Here is a 15,951-nt window from a genome sequence, read left to right as displayed (position 1 = left end):
CGAGAGCATCCGGTGCGGGAGAGCGAGAAGCGGGGCCGGTCCGTGCGGGGGCGCGGACCGGCCCCGAGGACACGGGGGCCCGGTGAAGATCGCCTATCTGATCAACGACATGTACGGCATCGGGGGCACCATCCGCACCGTCGCCAACCAGGCGGCGGCCCTGGTGACCCGGCACGACGTGGAGATCGTCTCGGTGTTCCGCCACCGCGACGAGCCCGCCCTGCCCATGCCCCCGGGGGTCTCCCTGCTCCCGCTCGTGGACGTGCGCGAGCACGACGGGTCCACCGGGGTCGGCGGTCGGCCGCTGTACGAGGGGTCGGAACGGGCCGGGCTCCCCCCCATCCTCTTCCCGCCCGAGGACACCCGGGGCTCCACCCACAGCAGGCTCACCGACGACCGGCTGGAGCAGTACCTGGCCACCACCGACGCCGACGTCGTCGTCGGTACCCGGCCCGGCCTCAACATCGTCATCGCTCGGTGCGCCCCCGACCACGTGATCAAGGTCGGGCAGGAGCACCTCACCTACGAGCAGCACTCCGAGTCGCTGCGGGGTGTCATGGCCCGGGAGTACTCGGGTCTGGACGCCTTCGTGACCGTCACCGAGGCCGACGCCCGCACCTACGAGCGGAACATGCCGCTGCCGGGGGTGCGGGTGCTGTCCATCCCCAACTCGGTCCCGGCCCCGCCGTTCACCGCCAACGGCCACAACAGCCGCACCATCGTCTCCGCCGGGAGGCTGGCCCCCAGCAAGCGGCACGACCTGCTGGTGAAGGCGTTCGCGTCGTTGGCCGAGGAGTACTCCGACTGGACGCTGCGCATCTACGGTCGCGGCGGCCGCCGCGGGGCGCTGGCCAAGCTCGTCGACTCCCTGGGGCTGCACGACCGGGTGTGGCTGATGGGCTCGCACCCGCACGTGGAGGAGGCGTGGGCGCAGGGCGCGTTCGCCGCGGTGACCTCCAGTGAGGAGCCGTTCGGGATGACCATCGTGGAGGCGATGCGGTCGGGCCTGCCGGTGGTGAGCACGGACTGCCCGCACGGGCCCGCCTCCATCATCCGCGATGAGGAGGACGGGTTCCTGGTGCCCAACAAGTCGGTGAGCGGGATCGCCGAGGGCATGTCCCGGCTCATGTCCGACGACCGGTTGCGGCGGCGCATGTCGGTGGCGGCGCTGGCCGGCTCCGAGCGGTTCGACCCGGCGAACGTGGTGCGCCTGCACGAGGGCCTGTTCTCCGATCTGGCCGGGACGCCGATGACCGCCTCCGATGTCGCTCCCCCGGTTCCGGTCCCGGCGCCGCGCGCCGAGCCCTCCGTGGCCTGCCGGGTGCGTGCCGGCGGTGACGGGCTGGTGACGCTGTCGTTCACCGATCCGCCCGACCTGATCGAGCTGGTGCGTTCGGGGCGGCGGATCACCCTGGCCCCGGACTGGCGGGGGCAGGTGGTGGTGGATCCGGCGCGGGAGCGGTTGGCCGCCGACACCTGGGAGGTGACCCGGGTCGACGGCGATCTCATCTCGCCGGTGCGGGACGTGGAGATCCACCAGCAGGGGTATCCGCTGTCGCCCAAGCGGACCCCGGAGCTGTCGTTGGTGGTCCCGACCCGTTCGGCCAAGGGTGGTCTGCTGCTGCATGTGCGCCGGTCGGCCCACCACGCCGAGGTCGAGCACGTGGAGGCCGCCGAGGGGCTGATCACCGTGCAGGGGCGGGTGTTGGGGCATGAGGAGGCCGATGCCCGCGCCCGTATGGTGGTGCGGTTGCGGAACACGCCCCGGACCCTGCGGGAGTTCTCGTCCCCGGTGGCGATCGGTGGGCTGTTCACCGCGGTCATCGACCCGGCGGCGGTGGTGCGCGGCCGCCACGGCGACTCCGAGACCTGGGAGATGCGGCTGGTGCTGTCCAACGGCACCGAGTGCACCGTGGGCCGCCACCTGCCCGGGGTCGTCGGCTACAAGAAGATCATCGAGTACCCGGCCCAGGAGGTGCGGCCGGTCCGCGGGCCGGGGTCGCGGGTGCGCCCCTACTACACGGTGAACGACCGGTTGGGGCTGACGACCTCGGCGCTGGCGCCCACTGTGGAGGTCGAGGACGTGCGGGTGCGCGCCACCGGGCGGGGCGACCGGCTGCGGTTCGGGTTCCGGCTCACCGACGCCCTGCCCGAGGGAATGGAGGCTGCGGTGGAGGTGGTGCGGGGCACCGACGCCGGGCAGCGGTACCCGTTGGAGGTCGAGGGCCGGCGGCTGACCGGGACGCCGCCGCTGCTCGCCCACCCCGAGTACACGGGCGTCGATGGTCTGCGGGCGTCCTGGCAGGTGCGGTTGCTGGTGGGCCCGGCCGGGGCGCTGGGCCGGATCGGCGCCGGGAGTGTGCTGGGGCACACCGCCCGGCGCTGGAACCACGGGCCGTACGTGCGGTCGGTGACGGCGTCGCCGCTGGCCAACGGTGATCTGAAGGTCACCGTGGCCGATGTTCATCTGTGGTCGGCGATCAACCGGCGGCTCCGGTGAACGGGTCGTTGCCGTTGTTCTCAGCGCGGATCATGCGCTGGGCGCGGCCGAGGCGTTCCAGGAGCCAGTCGGGCATGTGGTCGGCGGTGCGGGGGAAGCGCACGGCGTCGCGGTAGAAGTCGCGGGGGTCGGGTTCGGGGTCGAATCCGGGCGGGTTGCCGTGGTCGAAGTGGACGCCGATCTCGCGGGATTCCTTGACGGTGAGCCTGGCGGTGAACCAGGTGCCCTTGCCGGGTTGGTACATGCCGGTGCGCAGTCGGCCGAGCAGCCGGGTGGCCTCCGGGGGGAGCAGGTCCCATTCGCGGCCGTCCCGGCGGGCGACCTCCACCCGGGTGGAGGTGACGCCGACCAGGGCCTTGTGGTCGATGACGATCTCGTGCCAGGGGTCCCAGACGGCGGCGATGGTGCGGTCGGCGATCTCCTGGACGGTGTCCATCATTTCTTCGGGGGTCATGTCGCCGGGGTCGATGCGGGATTCGCGGGAGGCGCCGGGGGCGGCCAGTGCCATCCACGGTGACACGGTCTCGGGGACCAGGCCGCCCTCCAGGCGTTCCAGCAGCCAGTCGGGCATGTGGGCGCGGTCGCGGGGGAAGTGTTCCAGGTCCAGCAGGTAGCTGTCGTTGCCGCGGGGTTCGTCGAAGTGGGGTTCGTTGTCGTGGTCGTAGCGGACCCGGTAGCGGGCGGGGCGTTCCAGGTCGTAGTAGGCGGTGTACCAGGTGCCGGTGCGGGGGCGGGCCATGCCGGCGCGCAGTTCGCGGAGTTCGTCGAGCAGGGCCAGGGGCGGGACGCGGCCGACGTGGTGGCCGTCGGGGAGCAGGGCCTCCAGGTGGATGGACTCGCAGTCGACCAGGCCCGCGTACACGAGGCGGAGTTTGATCCAGTCCTGAGGGGCGGCCTCCAGGAGGGCCGTCCCGATCCGACGGAGGGACCGGTCCTGTTCTGCCGCTGTCATCGGAGTACGGGGATTCATACTCTCGCCTTCTGGTCACCGGGCCACCGCCGGCCGGGCGATGGATCTGCTGATACGGAATGTGTCGGACAGCGTCCATCCTCTCCGCTGGAGTCGGTTTTTGTCGGACACACGCGCTGAAAACCGGGGTGTGTCACGGAACCGATGCCGAACTCTCCCTTCCCCGGTTCGCGGTGCCGCGCACCCCGGCGTCCGCACCCGGCCATGGTGCGCCCGTCCACAGGGGTCCCGTTCCCCTACCGGTCGCGGTGGCCTCGGGGTAGGCTGCGCCCGGTGGGCTCCCGCGTGGTCGGGTGTTCACCCCGTGCCACCGCGAACCTCCTCGCCCGCCCCCTTCCACCCCCTGGGACGACAGCATGGGATCGCCGCCCCCCGCCCTTCGACGACGCCACCTGCTCGGTCATCGTGATGACGGGCAGGCCAACATCCTGCTGTTGTTCGGGTTGACCCTGGCGCTGCTGGCTCTGACGCTGCTGTTCGTGCGCGTGGGTGCGGCCGGGGACCAGCGTTCGCGGGTGCAGACCGCGGCGGACGCGGCCGCGCTGGCGGCGGTGAGCGCCCTGCAGGAGTCCGCGGCGGAGGATCTGGTGGAGGGGCGTTTCCCCATGCCCCTGTACGACGAGGACGTGGCCCGCAAGCGCGCCGAGGAGTACGCCCGGGCCAACGACGCGGTGGTGACCGACATCCGGGCCAGTGACAACGTCATGGGGCGCAACGGCAACATCGTGCGGGTGGAGGTGCGCGGGGCCCTGTGCCAGAAGGAGTTGGAGGCGGACGGTTCCCGGCACTGGGGCGATGTGGTCTGTGACGGCGAGGAGGACGGGAACACGCAGGTGGGGACGGCTGCGGCGATCGCGATCGCGGAGTTCCCCGAGTGCGGGCGCGACGCGGGCGGGATCTACTGTTCGGGTGCCGACGTCACGGACCTGGAGCAGGCCCGCCGGGTGGTGAGCGTGCACCTGGTGGACCAGGAGGGGCGTTACAAGTTCGACCCGAGCCGGGTGGTGTTCGGCGGCGGGGCGATCGTGGACTGTTCGTCGCTGGGGCAGCTGCACCCGGTGATGTGCCAGGTGCACGAGACCCTGCAGGCGGAGTTCGGCGGGTTCTACCTGACCGCGGGCGGGTATCGCAACGAGCCCACCAGCGACCACGGTTACGGCATGGCGGTGGACTACATGATGGCGCCCATCGGGACCGTGCCCGCCCCGAACATGCACCAGACGGCGATGGGCGTGATCGACTGGATCATCCAGAACGCCCACCGGTTGGGGGTCAAGGGGCTGATCTACGACCACCACATCTGGAATTCGGCCAAGGACCCGGTGGGTCCGTGGATGCAGGTGCGGCGCTTCCACCAGAGCACCGGCGACCTGACCCAGGACCATGTGGACCATATCCACCTGGCGGCGGGGCCGGGGGGCATGCGGTAGCGACCGGGAGGTTATCCACAGGTTCGGGGAAGGGCTTGTCCGGGCCGGGGCGGCCGGTGAACCTGGATTCATGACCCTTGGTGACCCCTTGAACCCCGAGTGTTCCCCCGTCGTAGGGCATGAGCCGCCCGATCGTGAGCCGCCGCGGACCCCTGGCGGGCGGCCTGTGCGGCAGCGGCGTGCTGGGGGGCACGAGCCCCCCGAGCAGGAACCACCCGACCGGGAGCCGCCGCGGACCCCTGGCGAACAGCCCGCGCAACAGCAGCGGCGTGCCGTGGAGGACGAACCGCCCGACCGGGAGCTGCTGCTGCGGACGCTGCGGCCGATCGTCCCGGTGCTGTCGCCGGACGCGGTGGTGTGCGACCTGACCGCCGCCTACCTGTGGGGGGTGGACCTGACCGCCCCCGGGGAGCGGATCACCCGGCTGCCGCCGCGGGTGGCGGTGCCGCCGGGCACGCCGCTGCGCGGGCTGCCGGTGCGGGCGCGCCGGGAGGTGGTGCCGCCCGCCGACCGGGTGGTGGTGGAGGGGATCCCCGTCACCTCGGCGGAGCGCACTGCGGCGGAGGTGACGGTGCGGGCCCCGTCGGTGCCGGTGGCGACCGCGCGGATCGATGCCTTTCTGGCCCGGGGGCTGGTCGATCCGGTGCGGCTGCCGGGGTACCGGCACCTGTTCACTCAGGTGTACGCCAAGCGGCTGTGCACGGCGGTGGGGTACGCGTCGCCGCTGAGCCAGTCCCCGGCCGAGTCGTGGCTGCGGGCGGTGATCCGGCAGGCGGGCCTGCCCCCGCCGCGGGTGCAGTGCCCGGTGCGGGTGCACCGCCGGGTGCTCCACGCGGACCTGGGGTGGCCGGAGTACCGGTTGGCGGTGGAGTACGACAGCCTGTTGCACCATCGGGGCACGCGGCAGGAGCGCCGCGACCGGGCCCGGTACACGCTGATGCGGGCGGCGGACTGGGAGGTGATACCGGTGACGGTGTACAAGCTCCAGTGCCACACCCGGGAGTTGCTGACCTGGATCCGCGACGAGCTGCTCTCCCGGGGCTGGGACTGTGATCCGGATCATGCGGAGCGGGTCCGCCGGCGTATCCGGGGCTTCGAACGCCGGCCGCCCCGGCTGCGGTGAGGGGGCGGTATGGATCGCGGACACGCGCTGCTCGAATACGCGGCGGTGCTGTCGCTGGTGGCGGTGCTGGTCGTCGCGGTGCTGCCCGTCCGCCCGGTCTGGGAGGGGGTGGAGCGGTCGCTGCACCGGGTGGTGCAGGGCCCCGCCGCCGACCCGGACTGGACGCTGGACCCGGTGGCCGCGGCGGATGTGCTGCTGCGCTGCGGCCGCGGGCTGCCGCGCCTGGACCCGGTGGGCAAGGTGGACTGCGCCCTGGCCGTGCTGGCGCTGCTGGACTCGGAGGTGCTGGAGGCGACGGTGCTGCGGTTGGAGGCGGAGGAGCTGTACGAGCTGTTCTCCAGCCGCTCCTTCTCGGAGGTCCCGGCCGCCCGGATCGCCGTCCGGTTGCTGTGGGAGCACGCCTCGGAGGAGGTGCTGCGCCGCCTGGCGCGGACGGAGACGTTCGGGTTCCTGGAGCAGGCCCTGGACTCCCCGGCCGGGGACTGGGTCCTGGGGTTCGTGAGCACGGGTGGTGATCGCGTGTACGCGATCATTGAACGGAACACTGCGTCACTGCGTCGTACCTTGCGCGCACACAACTCCGCGATGTCGTCCGGGTACTCCGGGCGACGACCCCCCGTACCCCTCGCGATCCGCGCGCGGTCGCGTGAACCGCAGAATCGAGGTCGAGGCCGTGTCGTCGATGTCGTCGTTGCCCGACACCGCGTCCGAGAACGAGCCCGACGCCCCGGGTGGGCGGTTGGGGTGGCCGATGACCCTGGCGATCCTCGCCGTGTGCCTGGCCGTGGTCGCCAGTGGCTGGTGGGTGGCCCAGGTGGTCTTCAAGGAGCCCGAGCTCGAACGGCCCTCCCCCGAGGACGCCGCGGCGTTCGTGCTGGGCGCCGCCGATCGGGTGGCGCGGTCCGACTCCTACGCGCTGTCCTTCACCCGGCTGCGGGACGGGCGGCCGGTGGGCGAGGGCTCCGCGTCCTACGACGCGGCCCGGAACCCGGAGTTCGAGCTGTCCTTCACCTACGCGGACGGCCCGGAGGTGTACCACTACGACCTGGGCGACGGTGTGCCGATCACGACGGCGGGGCACGGGCTGCAGATCCCGGAGGAGCCGTCCGCGGCGGACCGGTACCTGTGTTCGGCGGCGTTCGGTTCCGCGAAGTTGTACGAGATCGCCGAGAGCTCCACCGACCTGGACCTGGTGGCCCGGGAGGAGCTCGACACCGAGGCGGGTGGCCGCATAGCCCTGCGCTACGAGGGGACGTTCACGGCGTGGGTGGGCGGCTACGACCCCGAGGCGGGGGTCAACACCCTGGAGTCGGTGGAGGGGGCTCCGTTCACCCTGTGGCTCTCCCCGGACGGGGATCCGCTGCGTCTGGTCTACGGCGCCCCGGACGGCCTGGAGGAGCTCTACGAGTACGAGTCGCCGCCCGCCTGACCCCCGTGGGTCCTGCCGCCCGTCTGACCTCCGTGGGCCCCCGCACCCGGCCGTCGGCCGGGGACGGGTGGATCGGCGGGTCCGGCCGCCGCCCCGGACCACCCTCGGGCCGCCGCCGCGGCGCCGCCGTGCGGGGACCGGTGGAGCGGGTGGTGGGCACCCCCCGTGGGTCCCGCCGCCCGGACGTCGGCCGGGGGCGGGTGGTCGACACACCCACCCGTGGATTCCCACCGCCCTATGGCCGGTGTGCGGCGGACGGCCGCGGACCGCCCCCCGGCCGCCTCGGGCCGCCGCGGCACCGCCGGGCGGAGACCGGCGGAGCGGGTGGTGGACACCCGCGCTCGTGGGTCCCCGCCGTCCGTCCAGCTCCCGTGGGTTCCCGCCGCCCGGCGGCCGGTGCGCGGCCGGGGGCGGGGCGGGTCAGTGGGGGGCGCCGGCGGTGGTGGAGACGGTGTCGGGGACGTCGGCGGTGTTGTCGAGTTCGTAGGCGTAGGGGGGGTCGTCGACCGAGCCGAAGAGTTCGGGCTGGGCGGTGTCCACGAGGAGGTTGTCGCGGGTGAAGGTGGCGCCGGGGGCGTCGGGGTCGACGCGGACGGAGATCCCGAAGCCGTCGAAGTAGTTGCCTTCCACCAGGACGGCGGCGCCGTACCCCGATTCCACGCCGTACTCGGCGTCGCCGCGGTACAGGTTGTTGAACACGTGGACGGTGCCGCCGCGGACGCGGGGGCTGCGGGTGTCGGTGCCGTTGAAGAGGTTGTGGTGGACGCTGACCCGCAGGGTGCCCGGTGTTTCTTCCTTGCCGCCGATGCTCAGGGCGGCCTGGGCGTCGCGGAAGTGGTTGTGGGAGACGGTGACGTGGTCGGCGCCGTCGGTGACGGTGATGAGGGGTTCGCCGCCGCCGTCGCGCAGGGTGTTGCCGTCGATCCACACGTGGTGGGCGCCGCCGCGCACCGACACGGCGGTGTCGGCGGTGTCCAGGGTGAGGCCGCTGATGATGACGTTGGCGGCCCCGTCGACGACCAGGCGTCCGCCGGTGAGTTCGGCGGCCTGGTCGGGGGCGGCGGTGAGGGTCTTGTCGGAGGTGATCTCGACGGTGCCGTCCAGGTCGATGTCGCCGGAGACCTCGATGACGAGGGGTTCGGGGGCGGCGAGGTGTTCGGTGAGCCGGTCGGCGTCGGTGGCGGTGACGGTCTCTCCGGCGGCCCCGCCGGTGACCGCGGGGAACTCCTCGCCGTCCCGTTCCAGGGGCTGGGCTGCCCAGCCGACGGGGGTGTCCGCCCCGGGGGCCGGGCCGGAGGGGCTCGCGCTCTCGTCGCCCGCGTCGGGCGCCGGGGAGTCGACTCCGGCCTGGGCGGGTTCGGGTGCGGGGGCGGGGTCCTCCCCGCCGGAGCAGGCGGCCAGGGCGGCGCCGAGCGCCAGGGCCGTCGCGGCGGTGAGGAGCGAACGTGCGGTCATGGGGTGCTTTCCAGCGAGCGGGGCGGTCGGGGGGACCGAGGGGGTTGAGCCACACCTTGCCACAGCACGGACCTCGGTCCCAACCCGGCCGTTGCGGGCCCGGCCCGGGCGGCCCGGGCCCGGGGGCGCAACGGGAGCCGGGAGCGCCGCGGGTTCCGGGGGCACCGTGGGGTCGGGGGCGCGCGTGGGAACGCACGGGAACGCACAAGGGGCGCCGACCCCTGTGAGGGGGTCGGCGCCCGGAGGACGTTCACCGGCTGCGGGTCAGGGCCGCCGGTGGCCGCGTCCCACGACCGGGGGAGGGTTACTCCTTGGCCCAGCCGATGTTCTCGTAGACGTAGTCGCCGGCGAGGCCGTACTCACCCCAGTTGTGGAGGTCGTCCTTGAGGACGTACTGGCCGGGGCGCTCGAACATGGGGATGGTCAGCACCTCCTCCCAGATGGCGGCGTCGATCTGGTTGGCCAGCTCGGCGTACCGATCGATGTCGGTCTCCTGGCCGAGCTCGTCGAAGAGCTCGTTGATCTCCGGGGTGGAGTGGAAGCTGGTGTTGTTGCCCCAGTCCTCGCCCGCCTCGTCGAACGGGCCGCCGAAGTTGCCGGCGTTGTCGCTGGCGTACGGGTTGGAGCCGGTGAGCACGAAGGCCGCCAGCTCGTAGTTGCCCGGGATGATGTAGTCGGAGAACAGGGCGTTGCCCGGCACGTGCTGGACCTTGACCTCGATGCCGATCTCCGCGAGCATCTCGCGGGTGATGTCGGCCTCGTCCTTGGCCAGCTGCATGTCGTCGGAGGCGACGTAGCTGAGGGTCAGGGTGTCGCCGTCGGCGTTGGTGCGGAACTGGGCGCCCTCTTCCAGGGTCCAGCCCGCCTCGTCGAGGAGCTCGCCGGCCCGCTCCGGGTTGTACTCGCCCAGCTCGCCGCTGTTGTCCTGGTAGCCGTGCTGGCTGGAGCGCAGGAGGCGGTTGACCTCACCGGTGATGGGCCAGTTGACCGGGCCCAGGGCGACCTCGGCGAGGGTGTCGCGGTTGATGCCCATGGCGAGGGCGTGGCGGACGTTCTTGTCCGACAGGATCTCGCTGCCGGCGTTCACCGAGACGAAGCGGTGGCCGTTGTTGACGGCGCGGGTGAAGTACGCGCCCTCCTTGCCCTCCAGGAGCTGGTAGCCGGCGGCGTCGTAGCCGAGGTAGAAGCCGTCGATCTCACCGTTGTTGAACGCGGTGGCCTGGCCGTCGATCGCCACGTTCGTGTAGATGATCTTGTCGAGCAGCGCGGGCTCGCCCCACCAGTCCTCGTTGCGGGTGACGGTGATGCGCTGGGTGACCTCGTCGAACTCGGGGTTCGCGAACGGGCCGGCGGTGACGAACTCCTCGCCCTCGGTGTAGCCCTCGGCGAACAGCTCCTCGTCCTCCATGTACTCCTTGGGGTACACGATGTCGAACAGGGAGGGCCAGTCGGCGTACGGCTCGGAGAACTCCAGGCTGAAGGAGAACTCGTCGTCGCCCTCGACGAACTCGTCGATGAACTTGTAGCCGGTGTCGGAGCCGACCTCGAACTCGCCGTCGGTCTCACCGTTGATGGTGGCGACCATGGCGCCGTAGTCGGCGGAGGTGACGGGCTCGCCGTTGGACCAGGTGGCGTCCGGGTTGAGCGTGAAGTCGACGGTCAGGCCGTCCTCGCTCACGCCGTATTCGAGCACGTACTCCTTGCGCGGCTCGTAGGTGCCGTCGGGCTGGAAGCGCGTGATGGAGGGCATCAGGCCGCCCATGACGCGGCGGACGTCGCCCTTGTTGCCCTGGACGTGGACCATGTTGTACTGGTCCTCGTACTCGCTGAGGGCCCAGACGAACTGGCCGCCCTCCTGCAGGTCCTCACGGGCCGCCGGGTTGAGGTCGCTGGCCTCCAGGGAGGCCACCTCCTCCTGGGGGTCCTCGGTCGGTCCGTCGTTGCTGCACGCGCTGGCCATGACGACCAGTGCCGCGACGGGGGCGAGATAACGCGCCTTCCCGATTCGCATGGGGATTCCTCCTATGGGGATGGGTAGGCCGGCGCGCGGGGCGGCGCCGGCCCGTGCCGTGTCGGGCCGGGTCAAAGGACCGACTGCCGCTCCGCGAAGTGGCAGGCGGCCGCCTGGTCGCCACCGTTGGTGGCTTCCAGGGCCGGCTCGACGCTCATGCACCGCTCCTGTTCGGGTTCGGAGAGGGTGATGAACTTCTGGCACCTGGTCCGGAACCTGCAGCCCGACGGCGGGTTGGCGGGGCTGGGCAGGTCTCCGTCCAAGACGATGTGCGTGCGGGCGCGTTCCTTCTCCGGGTCGGGGATGGGGATCGCGGACAGCAGCGCCTGGGTGTAGGGGTGTGCGGGCCGGGTGTACACCGAGTCGGTGTCGCCGATCTCGACGATGCGGCCCAGGTACATGACGGCCACGCGGTCGGCGATGTGCCGGACCACGGACAGGTCGTGGGCGACGAAGAGGTAGGACAGGCCGAGTCGGGCCTGGAGTTCCTCCAGGAGGTTGACCACGCCGGCCTGGATGGACACGTCCAGGGCGGACACGGGCTCGTCGAGCACGAGGAGTTTGGGTTCCAGGGCCAGGGCGCGGGCGATGCCGATGCGCTGGCGCTGGCCGCCGGAGAACTCGGCGGGGTAGCGGGTGGCGTGCTCGGGGTTGAGGCCGACCAGTTCCAGGAGCTCGTAGACGCGGGCGGTGGTGTCGGCCTCGGTGTAGCGGTGGGTGCGCAGCGGTTCGGCGATGATGTCGAAGACCGGCATGCGCGGGTCGAGCGAGCTCATCGGGTCCTGGAACACGATCTGCATGTCGCGGCGGAGCGCGAACCGGTCGGCGCCGCCGATCTTGGAGGTCTCGTGGCCCAGGACGGTGACGGTGCCGCCCTGGGGCTTCTCCAGCCCCATGATCTCCATGAGGGTGGTGGACTTGCCGCAGCCTGATTCGCCGACGAGGGCGAGGGTCTCGCCTTCGCGGATGTCGAAGTCGATGCCGTCGACCGCGTAGACGGTGCCGACGCGGCGCTTGAACACGGCGCCCTTGGTGAGCGGGTGGTGTTTGATGAGCGACTCGACCCGGAGCATCTCGGTGCGGTCCTCGCGGCGCACGGCGGCGGCGGGGACCTCGGGGATCTCCGGGATGGGGTAGATGTCCTGGGCGGTCCAGTCGTTGTCGGCGATCTCGCCGGAGCGGATGCAGGCGACCCGCTGGACGCCGGTGTCGGCGACGGCGGTGGCCTCGGCGGGGGCGCCTGCTTCCTGGGCGGCCCGGATCTGTGTCTTGGTGGGCTGGTCGCCCACCGGGAGCAGGTCGGGTTCGGCCAGGGAGCATTCGGGTTCGGCGATGGGGCAGCGCGGTGCGAAGGGGCAGCCGGGCGGCAGGGCGGTGAGCGAGGGCGGGGTGCCCTTGATGGGGACGAGGGCGCCCTGGCGTTCCAGGTCCATGCGGGGCACGGCGCCGAGCAGGCCCATGGTGTAGGGCATGCGGCTGCCGTAGTAGATCTCGTCGACGGTGCCCATCTCGACGGGGCGGCCCGCGTACATGACGAGCATCCGGTCGACGAACCCGGCGACGACGCCGAGGTCGTGGGTGATCATGACGATCGCGGCGCCGGTCTCCTCGCGGGCGGTGCGCAGCAGGTCGAGGATCTGCGCCTGGATGGTGACGTCCAGGGCGGTGGTGGGTTCGTCGCAGATGATGACGTCGGGGTCGTTGGCCATCGCCATGGCGATCATAACGCGCTGGCGCATGCCGCCGGAGAACTCGTGCGGGAACGAGCGGTAGCGGCCTTCGGGGTTGGGGATGCCGACCAGGTCCAGCAGGTGGATGGCGCGTTTGCGGGCCTCGTCCTTGGACGCCCTGGGGTTGTGGACCAGGACGGCTTCGGCGAGCTGGTCGCCGACGGTGTAGACGGGGGTCAGGCCCGAGAGGGGGTCCTGGAACACCATGGAGATGACCTTGCCGCGGCGGGTGGCCATCTCGCGGTCGTTCAGGCCGAGGATCTCCTCGCCGTGCAGTTTGACGGAGCCGGTGATGACGGCGTGGTCGGGCAGCAGGCCCATGGCGGCCATGGAGGAGACGGACTTGCCCGAGCCGGACTCGCCGACGATGCCGAGGACCTCGCCGCGGCGGACCGCGTAGCTGACGCCGCGGACGGCGTTCACGTCGGGGTTGCCGCTGAAGCCGCGGAAGGTGACGGTGAGGTCTTTGACCTCCAGCACCGGGGTCTCGTCGCCGGGTCGTCCCGGGGTGGCCTCGGTGTTCTCGATGGTCTGTGCGCTCATGTGTGCTTCCCCCCTAGGACCGGCGCGACTTGGACTGCGGGTCCAGGGCGTCACGCAGCCCGTCCCCGATCATGTTCACCGCGAGCACCAGGATCACCAGGAGCACCGTGGGGAACGCGAAGATCCACCAGCTGGTGTTGGCGAACTTGGAGCCCTCGGCGATCACCACGCCGAGGCTGATGTCGGGTGGCTGGACGCCGAAGCCGAAGTAGCTCAGCGAGGTCTCGCCGATGATCGCGGTGCTGACCGCGATGGTGGCGTCCGCGATGAGGAGCGACGACATGTTGGGCAGGATGTGCCGGAGGATGATCTTGCGCGGGGGGACGCCCATGAACCGGGCGGCGTGGATGTACTCCCGTTCCCGCAGGGAGATGGTCATGCCGCGGATCATCTTGGAGGTGACCATCCAGCTGAACGCGGCCAGCAGGATCACCAGGACGATCCAGCCGCCGCCCTGCCCGAAGTGCTTGGACAGGATGGCCAGGATGACGAAGCTGGGCAGGACCAGGGCGAGGTCGGCGATCCACATCAGGGCGCGGTCGGTGACGCCGCCGAAGTAGCCGGCGAACGCGCCGACCAGGGCGGCGATGCCGGTGGACAGCAGGGCGACCAGCAGGCCGATGAGCAGGGACTTCTGGAGGCCGGCGGTGGTCTGGGTGAAGACGTCCTGGCCGGTCTTGTTGGTGCCCATCCAGTGCTCGGCCGAGGGCCCGGACAGCAGCGCGGTGTAGTCGCGCTGGCCGACCTCCCAGCCGGTGACGGCCGGGCCGACGAACGCGAAGAGGGCGAGCAGGGCGAGCAGGGACAGGCCGATGATCACCCGGGGGGTGCCCAGGAGTTGGCGGATCAGGCCTTTGAGCCGGTTGGGTGCCGGCGGCACGGTGGGCGCCTTGACGGGTTCGGTGCCCGTGGTGGTCGTGCTCATGACGAGGTCTCCAGCTGGACGGCCGCGGAGGTGGACGGGAGGGGCGGGGTGGTGTGCGCGGACGCGCGGTTCCGTGTCACTGTCACACCCGCACTCTCGGGTCGAGCCAGGCGTAGAGGATGTCCGAGAGGAAGGACGCCACCATGATGGTCACGGCCATGAAGCAGGAGACGGCGGCGACGACGTGGACGTCCTGCTGGAAGATGGCGTCGATGAGCCAGGCGCCCATGCCGTGCCAGCCGTAGATCTTCTCGGTGAAGGTCGCGCCGGAGACCATCAGGCCGAAGGTGAAGGTGAAGTAGGTGATGGTGGGGATCAGCGCGGTGCGCAGGGCGTGCTTGAAGAGCGCCTTGCGCCGGGTGAGTCCCTTGGCCATGGCGGTGCGCACGAAGTCCGAGCCGAGCACGTCCAGCATCATGTTGCGCTGGTAGCGGGCGAAGGCCGCGAAGAGCGCGACGGCGAGCACGAAGGTCGGCAGGATCGCGTGGTGTATTCGGTTGAGGAGGAGTTCCCACGCGTTGCCTTGGAAGCCCGCCGAGTACTCGCCGGAGAACAGGAAGAGCTGGAAGCCGAGCGCCTTGTTGATCTCGGTGGCGCCCACCTGGACGCTGAGCGCGATGACGACGGTGGGGACGGCGAGCACGGCGAACGAGGCGAAGGTCGCGGCCTTGTCGAACCAGCGGTACTGGCGTACGGCCGCGTAGGCGCCGATGGCGATGCCCAGGGCGCTGCCCAGGATGGTGGCGACGGTGATCAGGCGCAGGGTGACGCCGGCCTTGAGCCAGATCTGGGGGGTGACGTCGCGGCCCTGGATGGTCTTGCCGAAGTCGCCCTGGACCACTCCGCTCAGCCAGGTGGCGTACCGCTGGACCAGGGGTGTCTGGTCGTTCAGGTTGAGGGTGTCGAGCTGGGCGTTGATGACGTCGTCGGTGGGCGGCGGCTGCATCTGCTCGAAGTAGCCGCGTGGGTACAGGTTGGTGGCGGCGAGCAGGTACGCGAAACTCGTCGCGAGGAAGATCAGTACGACGTAGTTCAACAGTCGTCTGACCAGGAACTTGCCCAAAACTCTCTCCGAACCTCACAGCCGAGCCCGGCGCGGCGGTCTGCTGACAGGGCGGCGTAGCCAAGAGCACCGGTGGAGTGCGGTCGGAGCCCGTGCGGCTGGTGGCCTGTTAAGCGTCCTTGATCCCACTACCACCGGTGGGGGTCACTCCCGGTGACTGCCGAAACACTATTGCGTCCGATTCACGTTCAGTGACCGGAATGTCAAGAGTCTGGAGCATCGCTAGACACTCGACGGTAACCAGTGCATCAAGAAAAGACAACGGAGCGCTTTTGCCCGGCAAACTGCTGTCGATTTGTCAATGTTTGCACAGTATGAGACGACAGCGTCACCGACAGCCACAAAAGCCCTTTGAACTGCGAAGACGCGCCCGCCCGACGGGGCGATGGTCATCAACGTTTACATGAAAACCGACAAATCAGGCAATCATGTGACCAAAAGGCGGTCGATCGTCATCCGCGGGAAACCCGTCCCCGGACCGGCCGGGTCGGTGTCCCGGATCGGCCCCGGGACTCCCCCGGGAGGGCCCGGCCCCGCCGAATGGAACCGGGCGTGCCCGCCTGCGGGTATCACCCAGCGTGAGGTGACTTAACCAGGGCTAACGAGGATGCGTGAGTCGTCCTCAACGCGTTCGGGGCCCGGCGCCCGGGCCGTCTCCGCCACCGCCGCGCCCGGCCGGCGCACCCGGGGCAGCAGCGGGGCGATGCTGCGCGACCGCGCCATCCCCCACCAGGCCCCCAGGCCGCGGGCGGCGTCGCCCGCGATGCCCAGC

The 15,951-nt window shown here is 71.1% G+C and carries 10 protein-coding genes and 1 pseudogene; 4 read left to right on the top strand and 7 right to left on the bottom strand.

Annotated elements, in window-relative coordinates; all coding sequences use genetic code 11:
- Nucleotides 1–82 precede the first annotated feature (82 nt).
- Nucleotides 83–2,500: a glycosyltransferase family 4 protein gene (locus ACJOT3_RS28740; RefSeq protein WP_406976256.1), complete on the top strand. Its 2,418-nt coding sequence runs from the start codon at nt 83–85 to the stop codon at nt 2,498–2,500.
- On the opposite strand, the gene ACJOT3_RS28735 is transcribed toward ACJOT3_RS28740, so the two are convergent.
- Complete coding sequence (locus ACJOT3_RS28735) at nt 2,481–3,452, bottom strand: hypothetical protein (RefSeq protein ID WP_406976255.1); 972 nt, start codon at nt 3,450–3,452, stop codon at nt 2,481–2,483. The two genes, ACJOT3_RS28740 and ACJOT3_RS28735, sit on opposite strands and share 20 nt — an antisense overlap.
- Before the next feature lie 374 nt (nt 3,453–3,826).
- On the opposite strand from ACJOT3_RS28735, the gene ACJOT3_RS28730 reads away from it, so the two are divergent.
- From ACJOT3_RS28730 to ACJOT3_RS28720, 3 genes are all read left to right on the top strand, one after another.
- Nucleotides 3,827–4,900 carry a VldE C-terminal domain-containing protein gene (locus ACJOT3_RS28730; RefSeq protein WP_406976254.1) on the top strand — a complete coding sequence of 358 codons (1,074 nt, stop codon included), beginning with the start codon at nt 3,827–3,829 and terminating at the stop codon, nt 4,898–4,900.
- Between the two features lie 274 nt (nt 4,901–5,174).
- On the top strand, nt 5,175–6,023 hold the full coding sequence (locus ACJOT3_RS28725; protein WP_406976253.1) for a type IV toxin-antitoxin system AbiEi family antitoxin: 849 nt from the start codon (nt 5,175–5,177) through the stop codon (nt 6,021–6,023).
- Nucleotides 6,024–6,669: 646 nt separating this feature from the next.
- A complete protein-coding gene (locus ACJOT3_RS28720) occupies nt 6,670–7,452 on the top strand; it encodes a hypothetical protein (RefSeq protein ID WP_406976252.1) in 783 nt (260 codons plus the stop codon).
- A gap of 420 nt (nt 7,453–7,872) precedes the next feature.
- On the opposite strand, the gene ACJOT3_RS28715 is transcribed toward ACJOT3_RS28720, so the two are convergent.
- The 6 genes and pseudogenes from ACJOT3_RS28715 to ACJOT3_RS28690 form a co-directional block, all read right to left on the bottom strand.
- Nucleotides 7,873–8,907 carry a pectate lyase family protein gene (locus ACJOT3_RS28715; protein ID WP_406976251.1) on the bottom strand — a complete coding sequence of 345 codons (1,035 nt, stop codon included), beginning with the start codon at nt 8,905–8,907 and terminating at the stop codon, nt 7,873–7,875.
- Between the two features lie 304 nt (nt 8,908–9,211).
- The gene (locus ACJOT3_RS28710; RefSeq protein WP_406976250.1) at nt 9,212–10,918 is read right to left on the bottom strand and encodes an ABC transporter family substrate-binding protein; all 1,707 of its coding nucleotides are present in this window, start codon (nt 10,916–10,918) and stop codon (nt 9,212–9,214) included.
- A gap of 71 nt (nt 10,919–10,989) precedes the next feature.
- Nucleotides 10,990–13,191, bottom strand: a complete 2,202-nt coding sequence (locus ACJOT3_RS28705) for a dipeptide ABC transporter ATP-binding protein (RefSeq protein ID WP_406976249.1) — start codon at nt 13,189–13,191, stop codon at nt 10,990–10,992.
- A 13-nt stretch (nt 13,192–13,204) separates the two neighbouring features.
- Complete coding sequence (locus tag ACJOT3_RS28700; protein ID WP_406976248.1) at nt 13,205–14,116, bottom strand: ABC transporter permease; 912 nt, start codon at nt 14,114–14,116, stop codon at nt 13,205–13,207.
- Between the two features lie 82 nt (nt 14,117–14,198).
- Nucleotides 14,199–15,179, bottom strand: coding sequence for an ABC transporter permease (locus tag ACJOT3_RS28695; RefSeq protein ID WP_406976247.1), 981 nt, complete (start codon nt 15,177–15,179; stop codon nt 14,199–14,201).
- Between the two features lie 588 nt (nt 15,180–15,767).
- A pseudogene (locus ACJOT3_RS28690) lies at nt 15,768–15,951 on the bottom strand (family 2 glycosyl transferase); the annotation flags it as partial.

It is taken from the genome of Nocardiopsis protaetiae, from assembly GCF_045446735.1.
Classification (GTDB): domain Bacteria; phylum Actinomycetota; class Actinomycetes; order Streptosporangiales; family Streptosporangiaceae; genus Nocardiopsis; species Nocardiopsis protaetiae.
Note: the sequence above shows the minus strand (reverse complement) of the source record. Positions and strands in the feature narration are given on the sequence as shown.

Excerpts from the sequence above, each read along its gene's own strand:
- ACJOT3_RS28715 (WP_406976251.1), bottom strand. The coding sequence starts at position 8,907 with ATGACCGCACGTTCGCTCCTCACCGCCGCGACGGCCCTGGCGCTCGGC.
- ACJOT3_RS28705 (WP_406976249.1), bottom strand. The coding sequence starts at position 13,191 with ATGAGCGCACAGACCATCGAGAACACCGAGGCCACCCCGGGACGACCC.
- ACJOT3_RS28735 (WP_406976255.1), bottom strand. The coding sequence starts at position 3,452 with ATGACAGCGGCAGAACAGGACCGGTCCCTCCGTCGGATCGGGACGGCC.
- ACJOT3_RS28730 (WP_406976254.1), top strand. The coding sequence starts at position 3,827 with ATGGGATCGCCGCCCCCCGCCCTTCGACGACGCCACCTGCTCGGTCAT.
- ACJOT3_RS28710 (WP_406976250.1), bottom strand. The coding sequence starts at position 10,918 with ATGCGAATCGGGAAGGCGCGTTATCTCGCCCCCGTCGCGGCACTGGTC.
- ACJOT3_RS28700 (WP_406976248.1), bottom strand. The coding sequence starts at position 14,116 with ATGAGCACGACCACCACGGGCACCGAACCCGTCAAGGCGCCCACCGTG.